The sequence below is a fragment of the Fructobacillus pseudoficulneus genome, from assembly GCF_900108455.1.
In the GTDB taxonomy this organism is placed as follows: domain Bacteria; phylum Bacillota; class Bacilli; order Lactobacillales; family Lactobacillaceae; genus Fructobacillus; species Fructobacillus pseudoficulneus.
In genome coordinates this window covers 382,419-408,698 of record NZ_FNWS01000001.1, presented here as the reverse complement: position 1 = coordinate 408,698, position 26,280 = coordinate 382,419, and the positions used below count along the sequence as shown (strand labels likewise).

Sequence of the window (26,280 nt, the reverse complement as noted above, 5' to 3'; positions counted from 1 at the left end):
CGCAGAAAGCCAAGCTTTACTAGCGGCCGTGTTATAATGGGCTTAGATTAAATTTTAAGCAGGTGAAATATGACGCAGCAAAAGGGTGCCGTTTGGTACGAACACCTTCATACTGAAAAACATACTGGGGCGCGGCGTGGACGTATCCACACGCCCCATGGCACATTTGAAACGCCAATGTTTATGCCCGTTGGGACGCAAGGAGCGGTCAAAGGGGTTAATAATAAGACTTTAAAGGAAATTGGTTCTCAGTTTATCTTGGCCAATACTTACCATTTGTGGGTTCGTCCCGGTGACGAACTGATTGCCGAAGCCGGTGGTTTGCACAAGTACATGGGTTGGGATCAGGCGATTTTGACCGATTCTGGTGGCTTTCAAGTCTTTTCGTTGTCCGACTCACGTAAGTTGGATGAAAGTGGTGCAACCTTCCGTAACCACGTCAATGGTGACAAGATGTTCCTCTCACCAGAAGTAGCGATGCGAATTCAAAACAACTTGGGTTCTGACGTCATGATGCAGTTGGATGAGGCGATTCCGTACTTTGAGACTTATGACTACATTAAAGACTCAATGCAGCGGTCACTTCGTTGGGCCGACCGGGCTCAGCAGTATCACAAAAAGACTGACACCCAGGCTTTGTTTGGTATCGTTCAGGGAGCTGGTTTCCGTGACTTACGGACGGAGTCGGCTCAGGAACTAGTCAAGATGGATTTGCCGGGGTATGCCGTTGGTGGCTTGTCCGTTGGGGAATCGAAGGTGGAAATGAACCGAGTCCTTGACTTCACCATGCCATTGTTGCCGGAAGATAAGCCCCGCTACCTGATGGGCGTGGCGGCACCGGATTCGTTGATTGATTCCGTTATCCGCGGTGTGGATATGTTTGACTGTGTCTTACCAACTCGGGTTGGTCGCAAGGGAACCTTGATGACCCGGCGCGGTCGGGTGGTGATTAAGAATTCCAAGTACAAGAAGGATTTCTCACCAATTGATCCTGATTTGGAATATTATTCAAAGAATCCAATCCGCACGGAACAGTTTGGCAACCTCGCTCAGTATGATGTGCCGGGTTATAGCCCATATCAGAACCTATCGCGGTCATACCTCCACCATTTGTTCAATGCCAACGAATTGCTGGCCGCCGAAATTGCCTCTGAGCATAACCTGCGGTATTTGCTAAACTTAATGGAAGAGATGCGTACGGCGATTGAAAATGACCAATTATTGGAATTCCGCGAACGAGTGCTCGAAGAATACGGTTATAATAAAGAGAACGCGCGTTTGTTCTAAAAATTTGTTACAATATATAGAAATAAAATAAAGGATGTTTATCGAATCATGAATATTACTACTATTTTGTCACTATTGATTATTGTTTTGATGTTGTGGTGGATGTCACGCACAACTAAGAAGCAACAACAAAAGCAACAAGAAATGCGCTCAAACTTGAAGAAGGGTGCTCGAGTTGTGACAATCGGCGGCATGCACGCCGTTGTTGACAGCGTTAACGAAGCAGACAAGACTGTTGATTTGGATGCCGAAGGTGTCATTTTGACTTTCGATGCAACTGCTATCCGTGCTGTTAAAAAAGAGGACGCCGAAGTTGAAGCAGCTAAGCCTGCCGAAGAAGCTAAGCCCGCTGAAGAAGCAGCTGATGCAAAAGAAGAAACAAAAGAAGATTAATTTTTAATTGGCCTCGCCGGTTATTAATAAATCTCGGGCCCTCCCAGTTTTGCCGGGAGGGCCTTTTTTCCAAGAAAAAGGGACGAACCGACGAATTTGCCAAAGTAGTTACCTGAAAATGATGAGGAATAATGAATGAAATTACTATTACATTATGCGAAACCTTATTGGCGACAGATTAGCCTAGCCGTTTTGGCGGTGACGACCATGGCCCTGGCAACGCTCTTGCAACCGCAATTTTTAAAACGGATGATGTCAGCGATTATTGCCGATAATTCGTCTGCTGTTTTCCACAACGGAATTTGGTTATTGTCTTTGGCGGTCGTGGGGATGATTGCCGGTGTTTCAGGAACATTTTTTGCCTCCCGTGTATCACAGGGGGTTGCCGCCGATTTGCGCCAGGCAGAATATGAAAAAATTCAGACTTTTTCATTGACCCAAATTCAAAAATTTTCTTCCGCCAATTTGGTTGTTCGCTTAACGAACGATATTAACCAGGTGCAGCGCTTTGCCATGCAATTATTGCAAATTATTTTGCGTGTACCGATTCTCTTTGTTGGTGGTCTGATCTTAGCAATCTGGACGATTCCTAGCCTCTGGTGGGTCATCGTTTTGATGATTGTCTTGATTTTATTGACGACGGGGCGAATTTTTGGGCAAATGGGTGGCTTGTTTGGTAAGTTCCAAAAGATTTTGGATAAGAATAACACGCTGACGCAGGAAAGCCTTTCCGCTGTCCGAGTGGTCAAGTCCTTTAACCAAGAGGGGCAAGAAGAGGAAAACTTTGCCAAAAGTACGAAGGAATTGACGGATTTAAACCAAAAGATTGCTTATATCTTTTCTTTGATGACGCCAGTTTATATGTTGATTTCTTATATCGCGATTGCGGCTGCCTTACTCTTGGTTTCGCACACGATTTTGAAAAATCCAAGCGAATTGGCTAAGATTACACCCTTCATTACCTATTTAAACCAAATTCTCTTTTCATTGTTGATGATGGGAATGGTTTCCAATATGGCTTCTCGTGGATTGGTTTCATTGAAACGAATCGGCGCTGTGATGGCGGAGCCAAGTAGCGTTAACATTCATGAAAACGCTAAGGAAGGCGAGGTTGACCGCTTTGCTGGCCGTGTTTCGGTGAACAATTTGTCCTTTGCCTATCCAAATGATGATAAGCAGGTCTTAACGGATATCTCATTTGATCTGCCGGCCGGACAAACATTGGGAATCGTTGGTTCAACCGGTTCTGGAAAGTCAACTTTGGCCTTGTTGCTGGCGCGCTTATATCAGCCGCAAGCTGGTCAAGTTTTAATTGATGGCCAAAATTTGCAGGAAATTGACCAAGAAACCTTGCACCAAAACTTATCAATTGTCTTGCAAAAACCTGTTTTGTTCTCAGGTACGATTGCAGCCAACCTCAAGATGGGTCGGCCAGATGCCGGCTTAGCCGACCTTGAAAAGGCGGCTGAACAGGCCCAGGCCAGTGAGTTTATCAACCAATACCCAGACCGGTTTGAACATGAGGTTTCGGAACGGTCTTCAAACCTTTCCGGTGGGCAAAAGCAGCGTTTATCGTTAGCCCGAGCATTGGTGAAGAACCCTAGTTTGTTGATTTTAGATGATTCAACATCGGCCTTGGATGCCCGTTCTGAACGCTTAGTTCAGGATGCTTTAGCAAGCGACTTTGCCAAGACAACCAAGGTGATTATTGCCGAAAAAATTGCTTCAATTATTCACGCGGACCAGATTCTAGTCCTTGACCACGGAAAGATTGTTGGCCAGGGAAGTCATCACGAGCTCTTAGAGAACTCTGAAATGTACCGTGAAATCTATCAAAGCCAAAAGGGAAAGGAGGAAAGCCATGACTGAGTTTAAAACATCGTTAAGCTACTTTGTCCGGAATTTAAAGCAGTATTGGCGCGGGTTGTTAATTGCTTTATTCTTCATCTTAATTGCCACCTATGCGCAAATTAAGGCACCGCTTTATCTTGGGGATGCCATTTCCGCTTTGACCCACTACTTGGTGGCTTCCTTTACACCCGGCGGTCATGCCTCGTTGCATGATTTCTATGTCGCGGTTGGATCGATGATTGCCTTTTATCTCTTGACGGAATTTGCCTTGTTGATTTCAAGTTTGATTTCGGCGGGCGTTTCCTCTGATTCAGTTGGTGTGATGCGCCGGGGTCTCTTTGCTAAGTTGCAAAGGATGCCAGTGCGCTACTTTGATACCCATCAAGACGGAAAAATTTTGTCACTCTTCACCTCGGATTTGGACAACATCTTTACGGCGATGAACAACGCCGTGTTCCAAATTTTTTCACAGTTCTTGCTCTTTGTCGGTGTGCTGTGGATGATGTTTGAAAAGTCGGCCACGATGGCCTGGGTGACGATGGCCTCAACGCCAATTGCCATTATCCTGGCCCTAGTGATTGTCCGCTATGCTCAAACACAAATTAACCACCAGCAGGCGGCAACAGCTGACATGAACGGTTACATTAACGAGCAGCTGGCAGGGCAAACGGTTCTGTTGACGGAAGGCCGTCAGGCCGATTCTTTGGCCCAATTTGCGCCATTTAATGATCGCGTTAAGGTAGCGAGCCAAAACGGACAGTTTTATTCAGGCTTGCTGAACCCGTTGATGCAAGGATTTTCATTGCTGAACTTAGCGATTGTGATTTTCTTTGGTTCTTGGCTGGTCTTGCACAATGGGATGGACAAGGCCTCTGGATTGGCTTTGGTCGTTGTTTTTGTGAACTACTCACAGCAATTGTTCCAACCAATTACTTCGTTGACTACGATTTATAATGCCTTGCAGCTTGCTGCTACCGGTGCTTCACGGATTACCACGGTTGAAAAGGAAGACGATGAAGTCAACAACGGTAAGAAGATTGCCGGTCCACTGCAACAAGGCGTGGTCTTGGACCATGTTGATTTTTCTTATAACCCAGACCGCCAGATCCTGAAGGACGTTTCGATTGAAGTCAAGAAGGGGCAAATGGTGGCCTTGGTTGGACCAACTGGTTCAGGTAAGACGACGGTGATGAACCTCTTGAATCGTTTTTATGACTTATCGGCTGGTGAAATCACCTATGATGGAACCAAGTTGCAAGACTTTGACCTGTATTCTTTGCGTGACCGGGTTGGAATTGTCTTGCAGGAATCGGTTGTCTTTTCCAAGTCAATTTTAGATAACATTCGCTATGGTAAGCCGGAGGCAACGCTAGCAGAGGTGCAAGAAGCCGCTAAGCAGGCGCGAATTCACGACTTTATCATGTCCTTACCAGAGCAATACGATACCCAAATTTCACCAGAGCGTGATTTGTTCTCAAGTGGACAAAAGCAGTTGCTTTCGATTGCTCGGACAATTTTGACAGATCCAGACCTCTTGATTTTGGATGAAGCAACATCGAACGTCGATACGGTGACGGAAGCCAAAATTCAAGAAGCAATGGACAACGTCATGTCTGGTCGGACCTCCTTTGTGATTGCCCACCGCCTAAAGACAATTTTGTCTGCTGACCAAATTGTGGTTTTGAAGGATGGTCAGGTTTTGGAGCGTGGATCTCATGCCGAATTGCTCAAGCAAAAGGGCTTCTATGCTGAACTTTATACAAATCAAATGGTCTTTGACTAGGTTTATCGGCCATTTGGTGTTAGAATAATTTAATTCAATTAGAGAGAGCGGTCGACCATCTTGGTCGGCCGCATTTGTTAGGGAAACACTTGAGATGGTATAATAGTTGTTAATGTACCCAGCGTACGCAATCATTTATGGAGTTTTCTATGAAAATTGGTTTATTTACGGATACTTATTTTCCACAAGTATCTGGAGTAGCAACCTCAATTCAAACCTTAAAGAACGCCTTGGAAGAACAAGGACACGACGTTTACATCTTTACAACGACCGACCCTAAGGTCGATAAACATCAGCCAGAGGAGCAAATCTATCGGTTTTCTTCTCTGCCTTATTTTGGTTTCAAAGATCGGCGCTTAACTTTTCGTGGCTTGATTCAGGCCGTCGAAATTGCCCGTGACTTAAAGCTGGATATCATTCATACCCAAACGGAATTTTCACTGGGCTTGATGGGCAAGTACGTCGCTCGGCGTTTGAAGATCCCGGTGATTCATACTTACCATACCCAATATGAAGACTACACCCACTATGTGGCGAAGGGAATGTTAATCAAGCCAGGTGCGGTATCACATTTGGTTAAGGCGTATTTGAAGGGGATGGAAGGGTTGATTGCTCCTTCCGAACGGGTCAAAGACAGCTTAATTAGTTATGGCGTCGATTTACCGATGCCAATTATTCCAACGGGTGTGGCGATTCGAAAGAGCAGCTCCCACCGCAATTTGCGGCAGGAATATGGTCTAGCAGCTGACGAACCCGTCATCTTATCTCTGGGGCGATTGGCCTTTGAAAAGAACGTGGCCCTAACGATTTCGGCCTTTTCCGAATTACTACAGACGCTACCAAATGCGAAACTGTTGATTGCAGGGGATGGCCCTGCCAAGAAGTCCTTGCAAGAACAGGTCGAAGACCTGGAATTGCAAGACTCGATTATTTTTACCGGGATGATTAATCATGACCAGGTTGGTGATTACTACCGCATGGCCAATGTTTTTGTCTCGTCTTCAGATAGTGAAACGCAAGGGCTAACCTTTATTGAGGCCTTGGCCGCAGACCGGCCATTTGTAGCGGTTCGCTCACCATATTTGGAAGAAATCGTGACAGACAAGGCCATTGGAACTCTAATTGACGATTATGACGAGTTCTTAACCGCTGTTTTGTACTACTTGCAGCACCAAAATACGGAACAAGACGAAGAAAAGCGCGCAGCAGCCGTTAAAAATGTTGACGCAACCACCTTTGGTAAGCGAGTTTTTGCATTTTATACCGAGGTATTAAATAATTACCATCATGATGATAATGCTGACGACAGTGATCAGTTGAATGATGAAGAGATTGGCTATATCAAACGCCTCTTGCGCAATCCCTTTAGGAGAAGTTAAGTGAAAGTCCTTTTATACTTTGAAAATCAAAAACTAATCGCTCAATCTGGTATTGGTCGGGCCTTGCGTTTGCAGCAAGAAGCCTTGGCACCAGTCGATGACGTCACGGTGACAACCGACCCGAAATGCACGGACTACGATGTTTTGCACATTAACACTTATGGTGTTAAGTCGATGTACATGGTTAAAAAGGCACATAAAATGGGCAAAAAGGTGATTTACCATGCCCACTCGACTTACGAAGACTTTCGTAATTCCTTTTTTGCTTCAAATTTACTGGCACCATTCTACAAGAAGTATTTGGTGTCCCTTTATAGTCAGGCCGATGCTTTAATTACGCCAACCCCTTATTCGAAGTCGTTGCTGGAAGGTTATGGCTTGACACAACCAATTTACCCGGTATCAAATGGGATTCGGTTAAGTAAGTACGCCTATGATCCAGCCAAGATTCAGGGCTTTCGGGAATACTTTCACCTAAAGCCTGAACGAAAGGTGGTCATGTCTGTTGGTCTCTTTTTTGAACGCAAGGGAATCTTTGACTTCGTGGAGCTGGCCAAGCGCCATCCGGAAACGACCTTTATTTGGTTTGGCCACACGAATCCATTAATATTGCCGGCTAAAATCCGCCACTTAATTTTGGCTGGGCGGCATCCCAAAAACTTGATTTTCCCTGGTTATTTGTCAGGGGATGTGATTTTGGGTGCCTTTGCTGGGGCAGATTTGTTCTTGTATCCTTCTTATGAAGAAACCGAAGGGATTGTTGTTCTGGAGGCCTTGGCCTCGAAGCAACGTTTGCTTGTCCGGGATATTCCGGTCTACGATTCGTGGCTCTATGATGGTCAAAATAGTTATAAGGCCAAGGACTTAGCCGACTTTGACCGGCAAATGCAGGAAATTTTGGCTGGCGACAAGCCGGATTTGACGGCGGCTGGCTACCAGGTAGCGGAACAACGCGATCTGAAGCAGGTCGGCCAAGTATTAGCAGAAATTTACCAAGCGGTTTTAACTGATCGCGCTTCATCATTGGCAGAAAATTTTGATGGGGCGCCCCAATCGGCCTGGTCGAGCAGTAAGTCCTAGGAGATATGCATGAACGCACTGAAGTCCAGAAAAAATCAAGTATCAGCCCTGATAGTTGTTTTATTGACGGCCTTAACAATCTATTACTTAACTCGTGAGTTAGCGGGGCGGGAAAAGCAGTTGGAAGCCGCATTAAAGGTGTTGGACTGGCATTTTTTGGTTTTAGGCTTGCTGACGATGATTGTCTCATTGGGGCTAGAGGCCTTGGCAACGCGGGCTTTGTTGAACCAAGAGGACCGCAAAAATACGAGCTGGGGAACCTTGATTCGGGTACCACTGTTGAATCAATTAGGAATTGGTTTGACGCCCTTTGCCTCGGGTGGACAACCAGCACAGTTGTATGCCTTAACCCGCGGTAAGATTGACGGTGGCCGAGCTTTATCGGTGACCTTGATGAAGTTTTTAGTTTATCAAATTGTTGTGGTTCTCTTCTTTATTATCGGTTACTTTGCGGCGGATTCGTTTATTTACCAAAACGTTGACCCCGCCTTTGCAACCTTTATTCCCTTTGCCATCATGATTCATGCCGTGGTGATCATTGGTTTGTTACTGGTGATGTTTTGGCCTGCGTTGACGATTAAAGTGGTTGATTGGACGGCAAAATTGGCAGGGAAGTTCTGGAAACAGGACAAAGTTAACAAATTAGTTGACAAGGTTGAGGATAAAGTTAATAATTTTCATCGAGAGTCAAAGCGGGTTGCCCGCTCGACCAAGTCGCTGACGGTGGCTTCCATTTATACGGCTTTGCAATTAATGGCCTTTTACCTGGTCCCTTATTTTGTTATTCGAGCCTTTGGCTATGCCAGTGTGAACCCTTGGTTGATTTTGACCATGAACATTATGATTGTCATGGTGATTTCGCTTTTCCCAATTCCTGGTGGAGTTGGTGGGGCGGAATTGTCCTTTCAACTGCTGTTTACGCCATTTGTTAAAAACCAAGCGACGTTAATCCTGGTGATCCTCATTTGGCGGTTGATTACTTATTATTTCTGTCTTTTTGCTGGAATCATTGCTTATGTGATCCCGGTGCGTGAAAAGGAGTAATTAATCTATGAATGAAATGGAAAAACAAAGTGCATTGACTTCAATTTTAAAACGACTCTTTGCAATGCAGGCCGCAACTGATCAACGTTATCAGGTGCGCCGTTTTGATGCCTATGGTTTGGAAGTTTTAAAAGTAACTTATGACCAAGACGAACAAGTGTGGTTGATTGAAGAGCATCGAATGAACAAGCAGTATCAGTTCGATGATATTGACTTGGTAGCCATCGAAATTTACGATTTGCTTTTCGATGTGCAATTAACTTTTTAAAGTGTTATGAGGAAAACGATTATGTTATCTCGTTTACGAGCAATTTTGGCGCCTAAAAATCTTTACAATAAAGCGAAAGGAACTGGTCCTTTTTGGACGAGCGTCACTGGCTTTTTTGTTTTGAATTTATTTTTGGTGTGGTTAAAGACTTATATTAACTATCACTACAACTTTTCACTTGGGGTGCAGGGACCGATTCAGCAATTCTTGCTCTTTTTGAATCCAATCCCAACGGCGATTATCCTATTAGGAATCGCCCTATACTTCCGCGGTAAGTGGGCTTACATACTGGCTTGGGTGATGAACCTGATTCAGACAATTTGGCTCTTTGCCAACATGCTTTATTACCGTGAATTCTCCGACTTTTTGTCAATGGGAATCCTGGGATCTGGATCATCAACTGGAAACAACCTAGGTAAGTCGATTGCGGCCATTATTCGTCCAACGGATTACTTGGTGTTCTTGGATTTGATTATTTTAGCCGTTGTCCTGCTTTTCAAATTTTGGCCAATCGATAAGAGTGGTTTGCAAAAGCGCTATGCGGTTTTGACCACCATCTTGGGAATTGTCTTGATGCTGGTCGACTTCGGGGTGGCTTCTGTTGACCGGTCTGGCTTGTTGACCCGGTCATTTGATAATAATTACATCGTTAAGTACTTAGGTTTGAATGAATATGCCGCCTTTAACGCCTGGCAAACTCGGAACCAAACGAACTCGAGAAAGCAAGCAACGGCAGAAGACTTGACCAAGGTCCAAGACTTCTTGAAACAAAATTCAGTGCCGGCCAACGTTTTTTATTATGGAACGCAAAAGGGCAAGAATGTCTTCATGATTCACTTGGAATCTTTCCAGCAATTCTTGATTGATTACAAGGTCGATGGTCGGGAAGTAACGCCTAATTTGAATGCTTTTTATCACGATCAAAACACGTTGTCATTTGATAACTTCTATAACCAGGTTGGGCAGGGAAAGACATCCGATGCCGAAATGATGCAGGAAAACTCCCTCTACGGGTTGTCAACTGGATCAGCAATGACTAAGTACGGAACCAGCAACACCTTTGAGGCAACACCGGCCATCTTGGGTCAGCAGGGTTATACCTCTGCTGCCTTCCACGGTGATGTGCCAACTTTCTGGAACCGAAATAATACCTACAAGTCCTTTGGTTATAACTACTTCTTCTCAAAGAACTTCTACAAGGATAGTGATAAGCCAAGTTACAACGTCGGCTATGGAATGAAGGATAAGATTTTCTTGAAGAGTACTGCCCAATATATTGAGCAGTTGCCACAGCCTTTCTATGCCAAGTTGATTACGGTTACGAACCACTATCCTTACGAAATCGATAAGGAAGATACCGACTTCCCAGCCACAAAGACTGGTGATAGTACGGTTGATGGTTATGTGCAAACGGCTCACTATTTGGACCAAGCCTTTGGTGAATTGATGGCCTATTTGAAGCAGGCCGGTTTGTACGATAATTCCGTCTTTGTCTTGTATGGTGATCACTATGGTATCTCAGAAAACCATAAGCCAGCGATTGCCCAACTTTTGGGTAAGAGCTCGGTAACGGATTATGATTTGGCCCAGTTCCAAAAGGTGCCATTCATGATTCATGCTACTGGTTTGCAGGGTGGTATTAACCATACCTATGGTGGTGAAATTGACATGATGCCAACCTTGATGAATTTGTTGGGCGTTTCAACCGACGGCATGACGATGTTTGGTCATGACTTACTGTCACAGCAAAACCAGCAAATTGTGGCCTTCCGTGATGGTGATTGGGTCACGCCAACTTACACTAAGTATCGAAACCAATACTTTGATAGTAAGACGGGTCAGCGAATCTATATGAAGGATAACCCGGCGTTGAAGTCAACGGCTGAACGGGTCCAGGCCTATGTCGATGATTCCTTGTCCAATTCGGATAAGGTCATTACGGGAGACCTCCTGCGTTTTGATAAAAACCGTTGGAACTTCCATAAGATCAATAAAAAGAACTATGATTATACCAAGGCTGATACATTGAAGGCCTTGAAGTCTAGTCAAACTTCAAACCCAACGTCGATTTTGGCCTTGCGTAACGGGCAGTCGACTGTATCGGATTATAAGACCGATGCACCTGAATTAAAGTAAACAAAAAAACGAGCACGTTCTCAAGGGAGAACATGTGTTCGTTTTTTGTTATATTTGTTATAATAACTGTAAATCATTTTTAACCAAGCGAGGAGGATTGTCTTGATTACACCACAAAAAGATCAGACCTTTGAGGTCGAATCAAAGTACAAGCCAACCGGAGACCAGCCCAATGCGATTAACAAGTTGGTCCAAGGACTCAAAAACGGTGTCAAAGAGCAGGTGCTTTTAGGAGCAACTGGAACTGGAAAAACCTTTACGATTTCCAACGTGATTGCCCAAAATAATAAGCCTACCCTGGTTTTGTCTCACAACAAGACTTTGGCGGGGCAATTATATTCAGAATTGAAGGAATTTTTCCCACATAATGCGGTGGAATACTTCGTTTCTTACTATGACTATTATCAGCCTGAAGCCTACGTGCCATCATCGGATACCTTTATTGAAAAGGATTCGGCGATTAATGATGAAATTGATCAGCTACGAAACTCGGCGACTTCGGCCCTTTTCGAGCGTAATGATACGATTGTCGTGGCTTCTGTCTCGTCAATCTTTGGTTTGGGGGATCCCCATCAGTACCAAAACCACGTGATTTCGCTACGAGTTGGTAATGAATATGGCCGCGACCAATTGATGCACGATTTAATTGACGTTCAGTTTACCCGAAACGATATTGATTTTCAGCGTGGAACTTTCCGGGTGCGCGGCGATGTTGTCGAAATTTTCCCGGCTTCTCAGGACGAATTTGCCATGCGGGTTGAATTTTTCGGTGACGAAATTGATCGAATCCGCCAAATTAATGCCTTGACGGGGCAAATTGTTTCCGAACGCGACCACGTCTCGATTTTCCCGGCCAAGCACTTTATGACCGATGATGACCGGATGCGCGAAGCCTTGGTTGGTATTCGTGAGGAAATGGAAGACCAGGTTAAGAAGTTTGAAGCGGAGGGAAAACTGCTTGAGGCACAGCGGATTAAGCAACGAACCGAGTACGACTTGGCGATGCTTAACGAAATGGGCTTCACTTCTGGAATTGAAAACTATTCACGTTGGATGGATGGTCGCAAAGAGGGTGAGCCACCCTTTACCCTGCTGGATTTCTTTCCTGAAGACTTTTTGATTGTCGTTGATGAGAGTCACGTGACCATGCCACAGGTTCGCGGGATGTATAACGGAGACCGGGCCCGGAAACAAACCTTGGTCGATTACGGCTTCCGTTTGCCATCAGCTTTGGACAACCGGCCACTACGTTTGCCGGAATTTGAGGACCATGTCCACCAAATCATCTATATGTCGGCGACACCGGGTGATTATGAATTAGAGCGGGTACCGAAGAAGGACGTCGTCGAACAAATTATTCGGCCAACCGGCTTGCTCGATCCAGAAATCGAAGTACGGCCAGTTATGGGTCAAATTGATGATTTGGTCGGTGAAATTAACAAGCGGGTTGAAAAGAACGAACGAGTCTTTATTACCACTTTGACCAAGCGAATGTCCGAAGATTTGACCGACTATTTGAAGGATGTGGGGATTAAGGTTGCTTACCTCCATTCTGACATTAAGACTTTGGAGCGAACAGCGATTATTCGTGACCTGCGTTTGGGTAAGTATGATGTGCTGGTCGGCATTAATTTGCTGCGAGAGGGAATTGATGTACCAGAAACCTCTTTGGTGGCCATTTTGGACGCCGATAAAGAAGGCTTCTTGCGTAATCCACGTTCACTGATTCAAACCATTGGTCGAGCAGCCCGAAACGCCAACGGTCACGTGATTATGTATGCGGATAAGACCACCAAGGCGATGCAGGAAGCGATGGATGAAACGGCTCGTCGTCGTGAAATTCAAATGGCCTATAACAAGGAACATGGCATCACGCCACAGACCATTAAAAAAGAGATTCGTGATTTGATTCGGGCAAGCAAGGCCGCCGAAGAAGTCGAGGCTGTTGACCTGACTCAGGTTGACTTTGCCGATTTGCCAAAGTCGGATCAAACCGAAATCTTGGAAAATATGGCTAACCAAATGAAGGCCGCAGCCAAGGGGCTGGACTTTGAAACGGCTGCTAAGATTCGTGACAACATTATGAAATTAAAGAAACAGGCTGGCCGCTAAGGTTGGCCTTTTGTCACGACTGTGGTAAAACGGTGGTGATAGCCAAACGGCGGGTGAATTTTTTGCCCGGTAACGAAAGAGGATTGCATGGCAAAAGATAAAATTGAGATTCGTGGTGCGCGAGCCCACAACTTGAAAAATATTGATGTGGATATTCCCAAAGAATCATTGACGGTAGTGACGGGATTATCCGGTTCAGGGAAGTCTTCGCTAGCCTTTGATACGCTTTATGCTGAAGGACAACGGCGCTATGTTGAATCATTGTCGGCTTACGCCCGGCAGTTTTTGGGTCAGATGGATAAGCCAGACGTTGACTCGATTGATGGCCTGTCTCCGGCAATTTCAATTGACCAAAAGACGACCTCCAATAACCCCCGTTCAACCGTGGGAACGGTGACGGAAATTTCGGACTACTTCCGTTTGCTCTTTGCCCGAGTGGGAAAGCCGGATGACCCGGCCGACGGAACCAAAATTTTGCATTCCATTGACCAAATGGTGGAATTTGCCCAGGCACATTTGCCAGAGGGAACCCGTCTGCAGGTCTTTGCTCCAATTATCGAGCACAAACGTGGCACGCACGAAAAGGCTTTTAGCCTGATGCAAAAGCAGGGCTATCTCCGTGCCCGTGTCGATGGCGAAATCATCGAATTGGACACGGTTGATGACCCAGCCCTTGATCGCAACAAGTACCACGACATCGATGTCTTAGTCGACCGGGTGGTGTTGCGAGCAGATGCCCGGTCACGACTCTTTGATTCAATCGAAGCGGCGACTGGCTTAGCCGGCGGTTTAGTAGTCTTGGAACCGGTGGCCCGCGATGGAGAAGAAGTCCATCCGCCACTGCGGTTCTCAGACCATTATTTGGGCGATTTAAAGGACTTTAAGGTTGGTCGACTAGAACCACGGCTATTTTCATTTAACGCGCCCATGGGGGCCTGCCCGGCTTGTCAGGGGATTGGTTCAACGCGAGAAGTTGATATTGACTTGGTCTTGCCAGATGACAGTTTGACTCTCAAGCAAGGGGCAATTGCGCCTTGGAACCCAATTTCATCTAATTATTATCCTGAACTGTTGGGTCAGTTCTGTGAACAATTTGGCATCGACCAAAACGTTCCTTTCAAGGACTTACCTAAAAAGGACCAGGACTTGGTCTTGTACGGGTCAGGGGAAAAGGAATTCCACTTCCATTTTCAAAATGATTTCGGTGGTGTCCGCGATGTTGACCAACCTTTTGAAGGAGTCTTGGAAAACATTTCCCGCCGCTATAAGGAAACCAACTCCGACTTTACCCGGGACCAGATGGCCCAGTATATGACACAGTTGACCTGCCCGGTTTGTCACGGGTACCGCTTGAACAAAGCAGCCTTGTCAATCAAGGTTGGTGGCAAGAATATTGGGGATGTGGCCAACCTGCCAGTTGATGATGAATTGGCTTATTTCGCCGATTTGACCTTTGGCCCCCAGGACCAAGAAATTGCGCAACCAATCTTGAAGGAAATTCAAGATCGGTTAGGCTTTCTCCAGTCTGTTGGTCTGGACTATTTGACCCTGTCACGTTCGGCTAACACTTTGTCTGGTGGGGAATCCCAACGAATTCGCTTAGCTACGCAAATTGGTTCCAACCTCTCCGGCGTTTTGTACGTCTTGGATGAACCTTCGATTGGTTTGCACCAGCGCGACAACGATAAGCTTTTGGATTCGATGCAGTCGATGCGTGACTTAGGCAACACCCTGGTCGTGGTTGAACACGATGAGGACACGATGGCGGCGGCGGACTACCTGATTGATGTCGGTCCCGGTGCTGGTGCCCAGGGTGGTCGAATTATGGCCGCTGGCACGCCAGAGGAAGTCGAGGCTAATCCGGCTTCTTTGACTGGGCAGTATTTGTCCGGTAAACGCTACATTCCTGTGCCAAAGTCAAGGCGGAAGGGGAATGGCGAAGAGATTGTGATTCGCGGCGCCAAGGAAAACAACCTGAAGAACATTACGGCGAAGTTCCCACTAGGAAAGTTCGTGGCCGTGACTGGTGTTTCTGGTTCAGGGAAGTCGACCTTGGTGAACATGATCTTGAAGCGGGCTTTGAAGCAAAAGCTAAATAAAAACAGTAATAAGCCCGGTGCCTATCGTGCCATTGAGGGGGTTGAAAACCTCGAACAGGTGGTTGATATTGACCAGTCGCCAATTGGACGAACACCACGGTCAAATCCGGCCACTTATACCGGTGTTTTTGATGATATTCGTGACCTCTTTGCCCAGACCAATGAGGCAAAGTTGCGCGGTTATTCCAAGGGACGCTTCTCCTTTAACACTAAGGGTGGCCGCTGTGAAAACTGTCGTGGTGATGGGGTCATTAAGATTGAAATGAACTTCTTGCCCGATGTTTACGTGGCCTGTGAGGTCTGTGGTGGAACCCGCTACAATTCCGAAACCTTGGAAGTAACCTATAAGGGCAAGACGATTTCCCAAGTGTTGGATATGACGGCCAAGGATGCCTTGGACTTCTTTGCGCCAATTCCAAAGATTGCCCGTCGTTTGCAGACAATCAATGATGTTGGTTTGGGCTATGTCAAATTAGGACAGTCCGCCACGACATTGTCTGGTGGGGAAGCGCAACGGATGAAGCTGGCTTCCGAATTACACCGCCGGACGAACGGGAAGACAATTTACATCTTGGATGAACCAACGACTGGTTTGCACACGGATGATATTGCTCGTTTGCTGGAGGTCTTGAACCGCTTGGTTGATAACGGCAACACGGTGGTGGTCATCGAACACAATTTGGACGTGATTAAGTCGGCCGACTGGTTGATTGATTTGGGTCCAGAAGGTGGTGCCGGTGGTGGTAAGATTTTGGTGACGGGAACACCCGAAAAGGTGGCCAAGAATACCGAATCATACACTGCCAAGTATTTAAAGAAAATTATGGAACGCGATATCGCCCGGGAAAAACGGGACGAAGCAGCGGTCAAGTAAGCAAAAAGCAGCACCCATTGATAATGGGCGCTGCTTTTTTTGTTTGGTTTAGACGGCAACCGCACCACGGATGGCGGGTTCTGATTCGTAATCCAAAATCTTAATGTCGTCCATGGTGTAGTCAAAGATTGACTTCACTTCTGGGTTGAGCCAAAGCTTTGGCAATGGGTGCATCGGTCGGCTAAGTTGTTCCTTGACCTGGTCAACGTGGTTTTTGTAAATGTGGGTGTCCCCAATTGTATGAACAAAGTCACCAACTTCAAGACCGGTTTGGGCGGCCAACATGTGAATCAACAAAGAGTAAGAAGCAATGTTGAAGGGCACCCCTAAGAAGAAGTCGCCAGACCGTTGGTACAACTGTGCTGATAGCTTGCCATCACTGACGTAGTATTGCGACAAGACGTGGCATGAAGGGAGCGGTGCCTGTGGCGTTGTTTCGGCGTTCCATGCCGACAAAATCATTCGACGTGAGTTCGGGTTGTTCTTAATTTGATTAATTAAGTTGCCAACCTGGTCAGTAGTCTGTCCGTCTGGCAAAACTGAGGCCCATGCCCGCCACAACTTACCGTAGACTTCACCGATATAACCGAATTTCTCCATAAAGTCATCGTCGTTTAGGATTTTTTCGACAAAAATGTCTTTTTGTTCCTGGTACAAGGCGTTGAATTCTGGGTCAGTCTGTGACCGCAGACCGAAATCGGTCATATCAGGGCCAGTATATTCATCTGATTCAATCCAGTTTTTAAAGGCCCATTCATCCCAAATGTGGTTGTTGTTTTGAAGCAAAAAGCGGATGTTATTATCGCCACGCAAGAACCACAGCAATTCGGACTTGATCAATTTGAAGAAGACCTTCTTCGTCGTCAACAGTGGAAAGCCTTCCTGCAGGTCAAAACGCATCTGGGTACCGAAGATTGAATAGGTTCCAGTCCCGGTGCGATCGTCTTTGTAGTGGCCCTCTTCCAGGATTTTGGCGGCCATATCTAGGTAAGTCTGTTCGTTTTGGCTCATGGATGCTCCCTCTGTTTTCAAAAATTTACTTCTTTCAGTATAGCAAAAAAAGCCCAGTTGGCATCGGACTTTTTCTTTGGATTAATTCTGAACAAATTGGGCTAAGTCGATTTGCTCGGCTGTCTGACTTTCAAAGGGCACTTGAACCAAGTCAACATGTTTTTCCTTGAGGAGTGACTCAGCAAATTCATCGTTGCGGTAGTCACGCATAAACTTGATTTTACTAATGCCGGCCTGGAGTAAGAGCTTGGTACATTGGACGCAGGGAACGTCCGTAACGTAAACCTCGGCTCCTTCAACAGCAATTCCCATTGAGGCTGCTTGCATCAAAGCGTTTTGTTCGGCATGGACGGCACGGATGCAGTGACCATCAACGATGTAGTCACCAACCTCAGTACAGTGCGGGGTACCTGAAACGGCACCGTTGTAGCCAGAGGCAATAATGCGGTGTTCTTTGACTAGGATGGCACCAACATGGCGCCGGGTACAAGTTGACCGGGTCGATAGGATGGCGGCCTGAGCGATGAAGTATTGGTCCCAGGAAATACGGTTGTCAGACATAAAAAATTACCTTTCTGTAAACAAAAACGAGTTTTATTCTGATAAAATGTTATTACAAGTTATTTTATAATAAAACGTTCGGAAATACACCGTTCAGGAGGAAAACATGGGAACGATTTTAGATGGTAGGGCCTTGTCAAAGGATTTGAAGCTCGCCTTGGGAGACAAGGTACAGGAGTCTGGGCTAGAGCCAAAGCTGGCGGTCGTCTTTGATCCAACTAACGATGGTTCTCGTTTGTACGTTGGGATGAAGCAACGAGCTGCTGCTAAGGTTGGTATCGCAACTGAAGATATTGCGGTTGACCCTGACGTGACCACAGAAGCTGTCTTGAAAATTGTAGCAGATTTGAATGCCGATGACACGGTGACCGGTATTTTGGTTCAAGCTCCCTTACCAGAAGCGGTGAATGACCAAGAAATCTTTTCAGCAATTGCTCCAGCAAAGGACGTTGATGGCCTGGGTGCTTATAACCAGGGGATGCTCTTTGGCGACCAGCAAGGTGAATATGCCGTGGCCGCTACCCCACAGGGGGTGATGACGATGCTCGCACATTACGACATCAACCCTTATGGCAAGAAGGCCGTGGTGGTAGGACGATCACAACTCTTTGGTCGACCAATGGCTGCCCTGTTGAACAACGCGGATGCCACGGTTACCCTGGCTCACCGCTATACACCGCGTGAGATGTTGTTGGCTGAACTCAAAGACGCGGACATAGTGGTTGTCGGAGTTGGTATTCCAAACTTTATTACCGGCGACCAAATTAAGGACGGTGCCGTTTTGGTTGACGTTGGGATGAACGTTGTTGATGGCAAGGCAACTGGAGACATTGACTTTGATTCAGCAGTCGATAAGGCTTCTTTCATCACCCCGGTTCCGGGTGGGGTTGGTCCGATGACCATCGCCACTTTGCTTGAAAACACCTATCAAGCAGCTTTGAATCAAAATAAACAGTAAAAAATAGCAGTCAAAAAATGATGAAATCGAATCCGTTTGGGTTCGATTTTTTTGTGTTTTCCTAGTTCCTTGCTCGTCTAATCCAGCAAGGAGGATAAGGAGATGAAAAAATTTAACAGAGATTGGCCGACGCAAAATCGGGCAGACCCGGCGGCTTGGCTCGAAGCGATTCTGGCTTGGGGGCAGGCTGAGTATTTTTCTGACTTTTACTTTGTTGCTCAAGGAAAACGTTACCGTTTAACTGGTAAGCAGCAAGAAGAGCTGTTCTTCTTGGATGAATTAGCCAATGACTTTGCCAAGAGGGTCCTATTAGTCATTAAGTATCGGGCCGCCTTGTATTTGACGGAAGACCGCCGGCCCCAGTTAGGCCGGTTCGACTTTCAAGCCGGCTTTATTCGGGTCTCAACCGTTGGTGACTTTTTGGACCGGGAAAGTCTGGTGCTACGGCTGATTTATCCGCAGTTGGGTAAATTATTCTGGCACTTCCCGGCACAGTGGCATGACTTAGTCACGCAAAAAATTGAAAATGGCCTGTTAGTGATTGCTGGGCCAACGGGTTCTGGTAAAACTACAACCCTCTATCGGCTGCTTGAAAGTTGGGCCAAGCGGCAAATGGTTTTAACAGTCGAAGACCCAGTTGAAATCCACCAGCCAGATTTTTTGCAACTACAAGTCAACGAATTGGCGGGAATTGGTTATCCGGACCTGATCAAAGTCGCCCTGCGTCACCGGCCCGATATTTTAGTCATTGGGGAAATTCGTGATTTGAAGACGGCACAAGCCGCCTTGGATGCCGCCTTGTCCGGCCATTTAGTTTTGACGACCCTCCATGCGAATTCTGAAATTGGCGTTTTGTCTCGGTTGGTTAATCTCGGCCTTGATGAAAGACGGGTTCGGGAGGCGTTGTCAAAGACGGTCTACCAACGCTTATTAAAAATAGGAACTGGCCCCGTGGGCGTCTTAGTGGGGTTGCGACTTGGCAGGACGGACAGGTGACTGACCACCAGCCCTATGCCAAAATTTATCAGAAATTACTCAAAGGGGGTGACGCAAATGAAGAAAAAGCGGAAGCAGCAATTAGCCCAGGCAGATCAGGTGCTGTTTTTGACGGAACTGGCGGAGCTAACGGCTAGCGGCTATTCCTTAGCCTTTGGTATCGATGTCTTAGTGAGTACCCATCCGAATTGGGCGAACCGATTAAAACAATGTCAACAACGGTTAGCGAGTGGTCAGGGGTTAAGTGCGGCATTGTTACCTCTGCTGAATGCTAGCCTGGGAATTTACCTGGATTTAGGGCAAAACCACGGTCGGTTTGAGCAAACGCTGTCGGCGATTGCCGTGAATTTGGGGCGGGTACTGACCTACAAGCGAAAAATTAAACAGATTTTGACCTATCCACTCCTTTTATTAGTCTTTTTGCTCGCCTTAGTGTTTGGTATGGAAACGGTTTTGTATCCAATTTTCACAACACTGGCAGGGGCAAATGGTCAGTCGACGGCCGGCAAGCAAAACCTTGCCTTACTTTACCTACACGGTCTCTTTGCCTGCGTTGTCTTTGTCTCGTTGGCTTTGGTTTTACTATTTGTTTATTTATCACGGCAGTCAGCCATTAAGCGCTTGCGACTACTGAGTCGACTACCGGTGATTGGCTCGCTCACCAAACGATTGCTGTCCTATTTGTTAGCAGAAAACCTCGGTCTTTTGCTGGCGGCGGGTTTAACGGTACCGGATGTCATTAAGCGCTTTGCTAATCTAAATCAAGCTGGCAAAGAAGGCGGTCTGGCGGTTGCCCTGGCTCAATCAGCTCAGCAGGGACTAGGGCAGGGTGAGAGCTTAACCGAATGGCTTGGTAGGCAACCTTTTTTGCAACCAACCCTAGCGGCCTATTTTAATCGTGGTTTGCCAAGCCAAGATTTGGGAGCCTACTTAACCTTTTATGCTCAAGGAGAATACCGGCAATTTGAACGGCAAATGTCCTCGCTGTTAGCCTTGGTGCAGCCACTTTTCTTTGGTCTGATTGGTTTAACCATTGTTTTGTTGTATTTAGCGATGTTGCTACCACTTTATCGTAACTTAGGAGGAATTGTTTCATGATGAAGAAGTTAAACAAGCAAGCAGGATTTACCTTGATTGAAGCGACAATCGTGCTTTTTATTATTGGTTTACTAATGCTGTTGATTTTGCCTAATTTAACGAAACAAAGGGACCAGGCGCAGCAAACTCACGCCCGGGCGATGGTGGCAACGGTACAAACACAGATTGACTTGTATCTCAATGACCACCCGGACAAGCAACAGGTCAGTATTGATGACCTGGCCAAGGAGCATTACTTAACGGCGCAACAAGTGACCAAGGTGAAGGCCTTGAAGATTCACGTGGTGGGCCATGAAGCCAAAGGTTGAGGCCTTTACCTTGGTTGAGGCGGTCATTGCCCTTGGAATCTTTTCTTTGTTGCTTGGCCTTGGCCTGGCCATCCGTCCGCAAGCTCACCGTCAGACAGTTAGCCAATTTGAAGGGCAATTTGCCAGTCTTTATCAACGGGCTCGTTTGGAAGCACAATCGCAGCAAAAGAAAGTAGCCCTTTCCTTTCAAGAAGATGGTTTGGCTGCCTTAGGCGAAAAGGTACTGTATCCCGATAACTATCGCTTGCTGACTGTTAAAGATTGGTTTGTTCAGCCAACCGGCTATGTTGCGCCCGACCATGTTACTTGGCAAAACGGTAGTAAGAAGTATCGACTCATTATGCAATTAGGAGGTGGTGCATATCGCTTTAAAACTTAAAAAACAGCCGGGTTTTATCCTGGTAGAAGGGATTTTAGCGCTTGGATTGATCACGGCTGCAGTTATTTTTGAACTGACAATCTTTCAACAATATCAGGAAAATCAGCAACGTTTATTAGCAGTCAACCAACGAGCAATCACCCAGCAAATTCACGCTTTGGCTAATTGGCAACGTTATCTAAACCAAGTGGCAGAACGAGAGGAAGTTGGAAAATATGAAGCTTAAACAAAGGGGATTCACCTTGATTGAGTCCATAATTTCTTTAATTATTGCTGCGCTGGTTTTCGAATCCTTTATTAGCCTGATACCGAAAAAGTTTTTTCACCATAACCGCCAGCAACTAGCTTTGTCCTTACAAACGGCTATCAATCAACTCAGCAAGCAGCCATACGAATTGGGCAGTGTTGATCAAGAGTCGGTGGTCTTAAAAAGGCCATTGGCGATCCGGTTACTCTAAAAGTACAAAATCATCAACTAGTTTTAGCGGGCAAACACCATGGCCAAGAGGTTTTAATGCCGGGCGTGCATTCTTTAGATGTTCAAGATATGGGCAGTTACCAAGAACTAACCGCCACCTTTGACAAGGGTTACCGTTATACGGTGCCACTCTTTATACCCAAAAATTCACCGGTACTTCCAATCAAGGTCAAAGAAGGGTAGGCGCCATGTCCAATAGAAAACCGGCTTATCTATTACTGCCGACAATCTTAGTTTTAGCTATTGTTGGTTTGGCTTACTATATTCAAACGCAAATCTTTCAGCAAAAGGTCCGAGCGCAAATGGAGGCTAACCAAATTTTAGTGATTGATCAGCGCCAAATTTTAGCATCATTAGCTTACTATCAGCACCAACAAAAGGGTGGCCTTTTTGATACTGAAGAATGGCGGTTAAACGAAACAGACCAAGACCTGGCCATTCACTACCATCACCGGGTTTTTCACCGTCCACTTTTGTACCTTTAGTCTTGTTTACTTGGTCAAAAAAGGCTAAAATAGGACCATGATTAATCAACAAATTCCTGAATATTTTGATAAAATTTTTGCTGTTGTTGAAAAGCTTCAAAACGAAGAAAAAACAACTTATCGGCAGTCCTTGGTTCAAGTTCTGTCGACGCTAGTAGCGGGTGATGTAACGGCTGCCGATGAAGAGCAGTTAAGTGAAGCAAGCCAAAGTGCTTTAACCAGCCTGCAAAGCATCAATTGGCAAGATCTTTCTTTTAGTGATCAGCGCAATGTCTTACAGTTAACGCTCCTAAAAGCGGACCGACAAGATCAGGTGTCAGCTAATGACCAATTAACGCCTGATGGAATTGGTTATCTTCTGGGTGACTTGTTGTACCAAACGGCAAATCTAACGGCAGAAAGCACCATCATGGACATGGTCGTTGGAACTGGGAACCTTCTCTGGACGGTTGAAGAAACATTGAAACGCTATGACTTGACGGTGCATGAGGCGGGGATTGATAACGCCGAAACGCAATTAGCCCTAGCTTCAGTGACGGGTGAGGCTTTGCACCAAGAACAGACACCACTGTTTTGGGGGGATGTTGTTGACTTGGCACCAGATGCCGTTGATCCGGTTGATGTGGTAATTGGTGATTTACCGGTTGGCTACTATCCCGGTGTTGGACCCGCTGATTTTGTGACAACCCTTTCATCAGAAGCGGGTAAGTCTTATGCCCACTTCTTAATGATTGAGAAGTCGTTGGACTTGATTAAAGACGACGGTTGGGTCTATTTGGTTGTACCAGCCGACTTGTTAACAACAGCAAATCACGAAGCGATTTTAAAGTTGTTCTCGCAAAAGGCACAACTAAAAGCCTTCTTACCGTTACCGGCCGAATATTTCAAGAACCAAGAACGTGCCAAGGCACTTTTGGTGCTGCGAAAGCCTGGTGTTGGGCCAAAACAAGAAGTGTTGATGGGGCAGTACCCATCCGTAAAAAATCCCGAGGCCTTGCAAGAATTTTTGCAAGATATTAAAGCCTGGGGTAAACTAAAGTAAGTTAGAAAAGCTATAAAAAAGACAAAGATAGGTGGATTGATTCATGGCAAAGATTATGGCGGTCAACGCTGGTAGTTCTTCATTAAAGTTTCAGCTTTTGGAGATGCCCCAAGAACAAGTAATCGCCCAAGGGTTGATTGAGCGAATTGGAATGGACGATGCAATTGTAACGATTAAGTTCACGGCCAACGATCAAGCAAGTCAAAATTCAGAAGTCGAAGTTTCAGGATCAAAGGCTAAGTTTAAGACACAAACAGCCATTAAAGATCACCAAGTTGCCATTAACTTGATGTTGGAAAAGTTATCAGACTTGGCAATTATTAGCGACTTTAATGAAATTGTTGGGGTTGGTCACCGAGTTGTTGCCGGTGGTGAATATTTTGACAAGTCAGTCTTGGTTAATGACGATGTCTTGGCTAAAATTGATGAATTAGCTGATTATGCTCCTTTGCATAACCCAGCCAATGCTTTGGGTATTCGTGCCTTCCAAAAGTTGTTGCCACAGGCAACGTCGGTGGCGGTCTTTGACACTTCATTCCACCAAACAATGCCAAAGGTTAACTATTTATACTCTTTGCCATATGAATACTATGAAAAGTATGGTGCCCGTAAGTATGGTGCTCACGGAACATCTCACCGTTATGTTGCCGGTCGCGCTGCTGAAATTTTGGGTCGCGACTTAGCTGATTTGAAGTTGATTACCTTGCACTTGGGTGCTGGGGCTTCTATCACTGCCATCAAGGATGGTAAGTCATTTGACACCTCAATGGGCTTCACACCATTGGCTGGGGTTACGATGGCAACGCGTTCAGGTGATGTTGATGCATCATTGGTGAACTTCATTCAAACGAAGGAAAACTTGTCAAACGAAGACATGTTGACGATCTTGAACAAGAAGTCAGGCCTTCAAGGAATTTCTCAAGTTTCAAGTGATATGCGTGACTTGCTTGCAGCCCGTCAAGACAATGAACAAGCTGACCTAGCAATTAAGATTTTTGTCGATCGTGTGGTTCGCTACATTGGTCAATACATTGCTGAAATGGGTGGGGCAGATGCCTTGGTTTTTACAGCTGGTATCGGTGAAAACGCCGACTGGGTTCGTGAAGAAATCGTTGACCGTCTTGGTTACTTTGGCATTGATATCGACCGTGATAAGAACACGGGTTGCCGTGAAGAAGCGGATGTTTCTGCGGCTACTGCTAAAATTAAGACATTGGTTGTCCCAACCGATGAAGAATTAATGATTGCTCGTGATGTACAGGCATTGATGGCCTAATTCGTTTATTTTGATACTTAGGGAGACATAATGAGTAAAATCATTATGTTTTTTTTATTAGAAATTAACAAAGGGGAGTATACTAGGTAATGCTGATGGTCGCCCGTCAAAACATTAAGGGTTATTCAGCACTAGAATATGAATTTAAGATTGGAAAAGATTGATGGAATTTGAAAAGCGGCGACGGTCATCGTCAGATAAGAAAAAGCGTTCGATTTGGAAGCGCTTGTTAGGACTTGTCTTATTAATTTTAATTGGAGCAGCGGTAGCATTGTATTTAAATCACCGTGGCTATGAGGCGAAGAACCCTAATGATACGACAGTGACGATGGTTACCATCAAGAGTAGTGACAGTGCAAAAGAAATTGGTCAACAACTGGAAAAGAAGGGGATTATTCGCGGCGCAAATTACTTTGCTAATTATACGAAAAAGTATGGCGCTAAGAGTTTAGTTGCCGGTACTTATCCACTTTCACCAGTACAAGATATTTCCCAAATTTATCAAGAATTAACGGAGGGAGCCGGTGCTGAACCGGTCTTGTCTGACGGTTATACCTTCATTTCAAATAATAAAACGGCCGACCAGACTGCCTCAACAATTGCTGACGCTGCTGGTGTTTCAAAATCTGCCTTGCTATCAGCCTATTCAGATAGTGCTTTGCAAGCGAAGGCGAAGATGCTTTATCCACAACTATTCTTGAACGCTAAAAGCAATTTAACGCTTTATGATTTGGTTTACCCAGGAATTTATAAGTTTAAGAAGGCAAAGTCAGCCGATGACTTGGTTTTGACACTGCTCAAGCATACCAATCAAACTTTGAAGCCTTATTATGCTCAGTTACAGCAAAATAAGATGCCAGCTTCAACGGCCATTTTACTGGCCGAAAACGGTGGCAAGACGGAATTTGACCGCCGCTTAGCCTTTATTAAGAAGATTGCATCTTATAGCCAGGACTTGCAAAGTCAGTATGGTATCTTGCCATCAATTTCAATCGCCCAAGCGATTCATGAGTCCAATTGGGATGATTCTGCTCTCTCTTCAAAGTACAATAACTACTACGGTGTTAAGACTGATGATACGACTGCAGGAAAATCAGTTGTTTTGCAGACTCAAGAAGTAGTGAATGGTCAAACGGTGACGAAGAATGCCCGTTTTGCGGTTTATGATTCCTATAAAGACTCAATGAAGGCCCATGCAAAGACCTTGGTAAATGGTAATAGTTGGAATGCTAACCAGTTTGCTGATGTCTTGGCAGCAAAGAACTATCAAGATGCCGCTCAGGCACTCTCAACTGATGGTTACGCCACTGATCCAAATTATCCAAAGTTGATTATTCAAATTATTCAGAATTGGAATTTGTCACAGTATGATAAGTAAAGTA

25 protein-coding genes are annotated in these 26,280 nt (G+C 45.6%); 23 read left to right on the top strand and 2 right to left on the bottom strand.

Translation table 11 applies throughout. The features are described 5' to 3' along the window. Positions 1–69 precede the first annotated feature (69 nt). The 11 genes from tgt to uvrA all read left to right on the top strand — a co-directional run bounded on the left by tgt (position 70) and on the right by uvrA (position 16,306). Positions 70–1,287: a tRNA guanosine(34) transglycosylase Tgt gene (gene tgt, locus BLW39_RS01870; RefSeq protein WP_059376444.1), complete on the top strand. Its 1,218-nt coding sequence runs from the start codon at positions 70–72 to the stop codon at positions 1,285–1,287. A gap of 48 nt (positions 1,288–1,335) precedes the next feature. After that, complete coding sequence (yajC, locus tag BLW39_RS01865) at positions 1,336–1,680, top strand: preprotein translocase subunit YajC (RefSeq protein WP_059376438.1); 345 nt, start codon at positions 1,336–1,338, stop codon at positions 1,678–1,680. A 135-nt stretch (positions 1,681–1,815) separates the two neighbouring features. Further along, positions 1,816–3,549, top strand: a complete 1,734-nt coding sequence (locus BLW39_RS01860; protein WP_059376435.1) for an ABC transporter ATP-binding protein — start codon at positions 1,816–1,818, stop codon at positions 3,547–3,549. Further along, positions 3,542–5,314, top strand: a complete 1,773-nt coding sequence (locus BLW39_RS01855; protein ID WP_059376430.1) for an ABC transporter ATP-binding protein — start codon at positions 3,542–3,544, stop codon at positions 5,312–5,314. The genes BLW39_RS01860 and BLW39_RS01855 overlap by 8 nt, the downstream gene beginning before the upstream one ends. A gap of 149 nt (positions 5,315–5,463) precedes the next feature. Beyond that, positions 5,464–6,693 carry a glycosyltransferase family 4 protein gene (locus BLW39_RS01850; RefSeq protein ID WP_059376427.1) on the top strand — a complete coding sequence of 410 codons (1,230 nt, stop codon included), beginning with the start codon at positions 5,464–5,466 and terminating at the stop codon, positions 6,691–6,693. Continuing rightward, entirely contained in the window at positions 6,694–7,773 is a 1,080-nt protein-coding gene (locus tag BLW39_RS01845) for an LTA glycolipid anchor biosynthesis glycosyltransferase, IagA/BgsA family (RefSeq protein ID WP_059376422.1), read from the top strand. Between the two features lie 9 nt (positions 7,774–7,782). Continuing rightward, positions 7,783–8,817: a lysylphosphatidylglycerol synthase transmembrane domain-containing protein gene (locus tag BLW39_RS01840; protein ID WP_059376421.1), complete on the top strand. Its 1,035-nt coding sequence runs from the start codon at positions 7,783–7,785 to the stop codon at positions 8,815–8,817. 7 nt (positions 8,818–8,824) lie between these two features. Next, positions 8,825–9,085 carry a YkuJ family protein gene (locus BLW39_RS01835; RefSeq protein ID WP_059376418.1) on the top strand — a complete coding sequence of 87 codons (261 nt, stop codon included), beginning with the start codon at positions 8,825–8,827 and terminating at the stop codon, positions 9,083–9,085. A gap of 21 nt (positions 9,086–9,106) precedes the next feature. Continuing rightward, the gene (locus BLW39_RS01830; protein WP_059376414.1) at positions 9,107–11,221 is read left to right on the top strand and encodes an LTA synthase family protein; all 2,115 of its coding nucleotides are present in this window, start codon (positions 9,107–9,109) and stop codon (positions 11,219–11,221) included. Positions 11,222–11,323: 102 nt separating this feature from the next. After that, entirely contained in the window at positions 11,324–13,333 is a 2,010-nt protein-coding gene (uvrB, locus tag BLW39_RS01825) for an excinuclease ABC subunit UvrB (RefSeq protein WP_059376408.1), read from the top strand. 87 nt (positions 13,334–13,420) lie between these two features. Further along, positions 13,421–16,306 (top strand): excinuclease ABC subunit UvrA, encoded by a 2,886-nt coding sequence (uvrA, locus tag BLW39_RS01820; RefSeq protein WP_059376405.1) that lies wholly within the window; start codon positions 13,421–13,423, stop codon positions 16,304–16,306. 48 nt (positions 16,307–16,354) lie between these two features. On the opposite strand, the gene BLW39_RS01815 is transcribed toward uvrA, so the two are convergent. Next, a complete protein-coding gene (locus tag BLW39_RS01815) occupies positions 16,355–17,317 on the bottom strand; it encodes a thymidylate synthase (protein WP_059376400.1) in 963 nt (320 codons plus the stop codon). 81 nt (positions 17,318–17,398) lie between these two features. Further along, positions 17,399–17,878 (bottom strand): deoxycytidylate deaminase, encoded by a 480-nt coding sequence (locus BLW39_RS01810; protein ID WP_059376396.1) that lies wholly within the window; start codon positions 17,876–17,878, stop codon positions 17,399–17,401. Positions 17,879–17,984: 106 nt separating this feature from the next. Between BLW39_RS01810 and BLW39_RS01805 the strand changes: the two genes are divergently transcribed. The 12 genes from BLW39_RS01805 (at position 17,985) to BLW39_RS01755 (ending at position 26,276) form a co-directional block, all read left to right on the top strand. Then, a complete protein-coding gene (locus BLW39_RS01805; RefSeq protein ID WP_059376393.1) occupies positions 17,985–18,836 on the top strand; it encodes a bifunctional 5,10-methylenetetrahydrofolate dehydrogenase/5,10-methenyltetrahydrofolate cyclohydrolase in 852 nt (283 codons plus the stop codon). A 102-nt stretch (positions 18,837–18,938) separates the two neighbouring features. After that, positions 18,939–19,832 (top strand): ATPase, T2SS/T4P/T4SS family, encoded by an 894-nt coding sequence (locus tag BLW39_RS01800; protein ID WP_059376390.1) that lies wholly within the window; start codon positions 18,939–18,941, stop codon positions 19,830–19,832. Between the two features lie 57 nt (positions 19,833–19,889). Then, on the top strand, positions 19,890–20,930 hold the full coding sequence (locus BLW39_RS01795) for a type II secretion system F family protein (RefSeq protein WP_059376386.1): 1,041 nt from the start codon (positions 19,890–19,892) through the stop codon (positions 20,928–20,930). Further along, positions 20,930–21,238 carry a competence type IV pilus major pilin ComGC gene (gene comGC / locus BLW39_RS01790; protein ID WP_059376460.1) on the top strand — a complete coding sequence of 103 codons (309 nt, stop codon included), beginning with the start codon at positions 20,930–20,932 and terminating at the stop codon, positions 21,236–21,238. The genes BLW39_RS01795 and comGC overlap by 1 nt, the downstream gene beginning before the upstream one ends. Then, positions 21,222–21,617: a type II secretion system protein gene (locus tag BLW39_RS01785; protein ID WP_059376384.1), complete on the top strand. Its 396-nt coding sequence runs from the start codon at positions 21,222–21,224 to the stop codon at positions 21,615–21,617. The genes comGC and BLW39_RS01785 overlap by 17 nt, the downstream gene beginning before the upstream one ends. Next, positions 21,595–21,843: a type II secretion system protein gene (locus tag BLW39_RS01780; protein WP_059376381.1), complete on the top strand. Its 249-nt coding sequence runs from the start codon at positions 21,595–21,597 to the stop codon at positions 21,841–21,843. Before BLW39_RS01785 ends, BLW39_RS01780 begins: the two co-directional genes overlap by 23 nt. Next, positions 21,833–22,075, top strand: a complete 243-nt coding sequence (locus BLW39_RS01775) for a prepilin-type N-terminal cleavage/methylation domain-containing protein (RefSeq protein WP_059376378.1) — start codon at positions 21,833–21,835, stop codon at positions 22,073–22,075. The genes BLW39_RS01780 and BLW39_RS01775 overlap by 11 nt, the downstream gene beginning before the upstream one ends. A gap of 56 nt (positions 22,076–22,131) precedes the next feature. Next, positions 22,132–22,278: a hypothetical protein gene (locus BLW39_RS07010; protein WP_158705822.1), complete on the top strand. Its 147-nt coding sequence runs from the start codon at positions 22,132–22,134 to the stop codon at positions 22,276–22,278. A gap of 5 nt (positions 22,279–22,283) precedes the next feature. Next, complete coding sequence (locus BLW39_RS01770) at positions 22,284–22,580, top strand: hypothetical protein (RefSeq protein WP_059376377.1); 297 nt, start codon at positions 22,284–22,286, stop codon at positions 22,578–22,580. Between the two features lie 37 nt (positions 22,581–22,617). After that, positions 22,618–23,622, top strand: coding sequence for a class I SAM-dependent methyltransferase (locus BLW39_RS01765; RefSeq protein ID WP_059376375.1), 1,005 nt, complete (start codon positions 22,618–22,620; stop codon positions 23,620–23,622). 43 nt (positions 23,623–23,665) lie between these two features. Continuing rightward, positions 23,666–24,898: an acetate/propionate family kinase gene (locus tag BLW39_RS01760; RefSeq protein WP_059376368.1), complete on the top strand. Its 1,233-nt coding sequence runs from the start codon at positions 23,666–23,668 to the stop codon at positions 24,896–24,898. Positions 24,899–25,061: 163 nt separating this feature from the next. Next, positions 25,062–26,276 carry an endolytic transglycosylase MltG gene (locus BLW39_RS01755; RefSeq protein WP_059376365.1) on the top strand — a complete coding sequence of 405 codons (1,215 nt, stop codon included), beginning with the start codon at positions 25,062–25,064 and terminating at the stop codon, positions 26,274–26,276. The last annotated feature ends 4 nt before the right edge of the window (positions 26,277–26,280 follow it).

Coding starts and splice junctions, on each gene's coding strand:
- BLW39_RS01850 (WP_059376427.1), top strand. CDS start 5,464: ATGAAAATTGGTTTATTTACGGATACTTATTTTCCACAAGTATCTGGA.
- BLW39_RS01775 (WP_059376378.1), top strand. CDS start 21,833: ATGAAGCTTAAACAAAGGGGATTCACCTTGATTGAGTCCATAATTTCT.
- BLW39_RS01830 (WP_059376414.1), top strand. CDS start 9,107: ATGTTATCTCGTTTACGAGCAATTTTGGCGCCTAAAAATCTTTACAAT.
- BLW39_RS01835 (WP_059376418.1), top strand. CDS start 8,825: ATGAATGAAATGGAAAAACAAAGTGCATTGACTTCAATTTTAAAACGA.
- BLW39_RS01805 (WP_059376393.1), top strand. CDS start 17,985: ATGGGAACGATTTTAGATGGTAGGGCCTTGTCAAAGGATTTGAAGCTC.
- yajC (WP_059376438.1), top strand. CDS start 1,336: ATGAATATTACTACTATTTTGTCACTATTGATTATTGTTTTGATGTTG.
- BLW39_RS01765 (WP_059376375.1), top strand. CDS start 22,618: ATGATTAATCAACAAATTCCTGAATATTTTGATAAAATTTTTGCTGTT.
- BLW39_RS07010 (WP_158705822.1), top strand. CDS start 22,132: ATGCCGGGCGTGCATTCTTTAGATGTTCAAGATATGGGCAGTTACCAA.
- BLW39_RS01855 (WP_059376430.1), top strand. CDS start 3,542: ATGACTGAGTTTAAAACATCGTTAAGCTACTTTGTCCGGAATTTAAAG.
- BLW39_RS01800 (WP_059376390.1), top strand. CDS start 18,939: ATGAAAAAATTTAACAGAGATTGGCCGACGCAAAATCGGGCAGACCCG.
- uvrA (WP_059376405.1), top strand. CDS start 13,421: ATGGCAAAAGATAAAATTGAGATTCGTGGTGCGCGAGCCCACAACTTG.
- tgt (WP_059376444.1), top strand. CDS start 70: ATGACGCAGCAAAAGGGTGCCGTTTGGTACGAACACCTTCATACTGAA.
- comGC (WP_059376460.1), top strand. CDS start 20,930: ATGAAGAAGTTAAACAAGCAAGCAGGATTTACCTTGATTGAAGCGACA.
- BLW39_RS01815 (WP_059376400.1), bottom strand. CDS start 17,317: ATGAGCCAAAACGAACAGACTTACCTAGATATGGCCGCCAAAATCCTG.
- BLW39_RS01840 (WP_059376421.1), top strand. CDS start 7,783: ATGAACGCACTGAAGTCCAGAAAAAATCAAGTATCAGCCCTGATAGTT.
- BLW39_RS01785 (WP_059376384.1), top strand. CDS start 21,222: ATGAAGCCAAAGGTTGAGGCCTTTACCTTGGTTGAGGCGGTCATTGCC.
- BLW39_RS01795 (WP_059376386.1), top strand. CDS start 19,890: ATGAAGAAAAAGCGGAAGCAGCAATTAGCCCAGGCAGATCAGGTGCTG.
- BLW39_RS01810 (WP_059376396.1), bottom strand. CDS start 17,878: ATGTCTGACAACCGTATTTCCTGGGACCAATACTTCATCGCTCAGGCC.
- BLW39_RS01760 (WP_059376368.1), top strand. CDS start 23,666: ATGGCAAAGATTATGGCGGTCAACGCTGGTAGTTCTTCATTAAAGTTT.
- BLW39_RS01860 (WP_059376435.1), top strand. CDS start 1,816: ATGAAATTACTATTACATTATGCGAAACCTTATTGGCGACAGATTAGC.
- BLW39_RS01770 (WP_059376377.1), top strand. CDS start 22,284: ATGTCCAATAGAAAACCGGCTTATCTATTACTGCCGACAATCTTAGTT.
- BLW39_RS01755 (WP_059376365.1), top strand. CDS start 25,062: ATGGAATTTGAAAAGCGGCGACGGTCATCGTCAGATAAGAAAAAGCGT.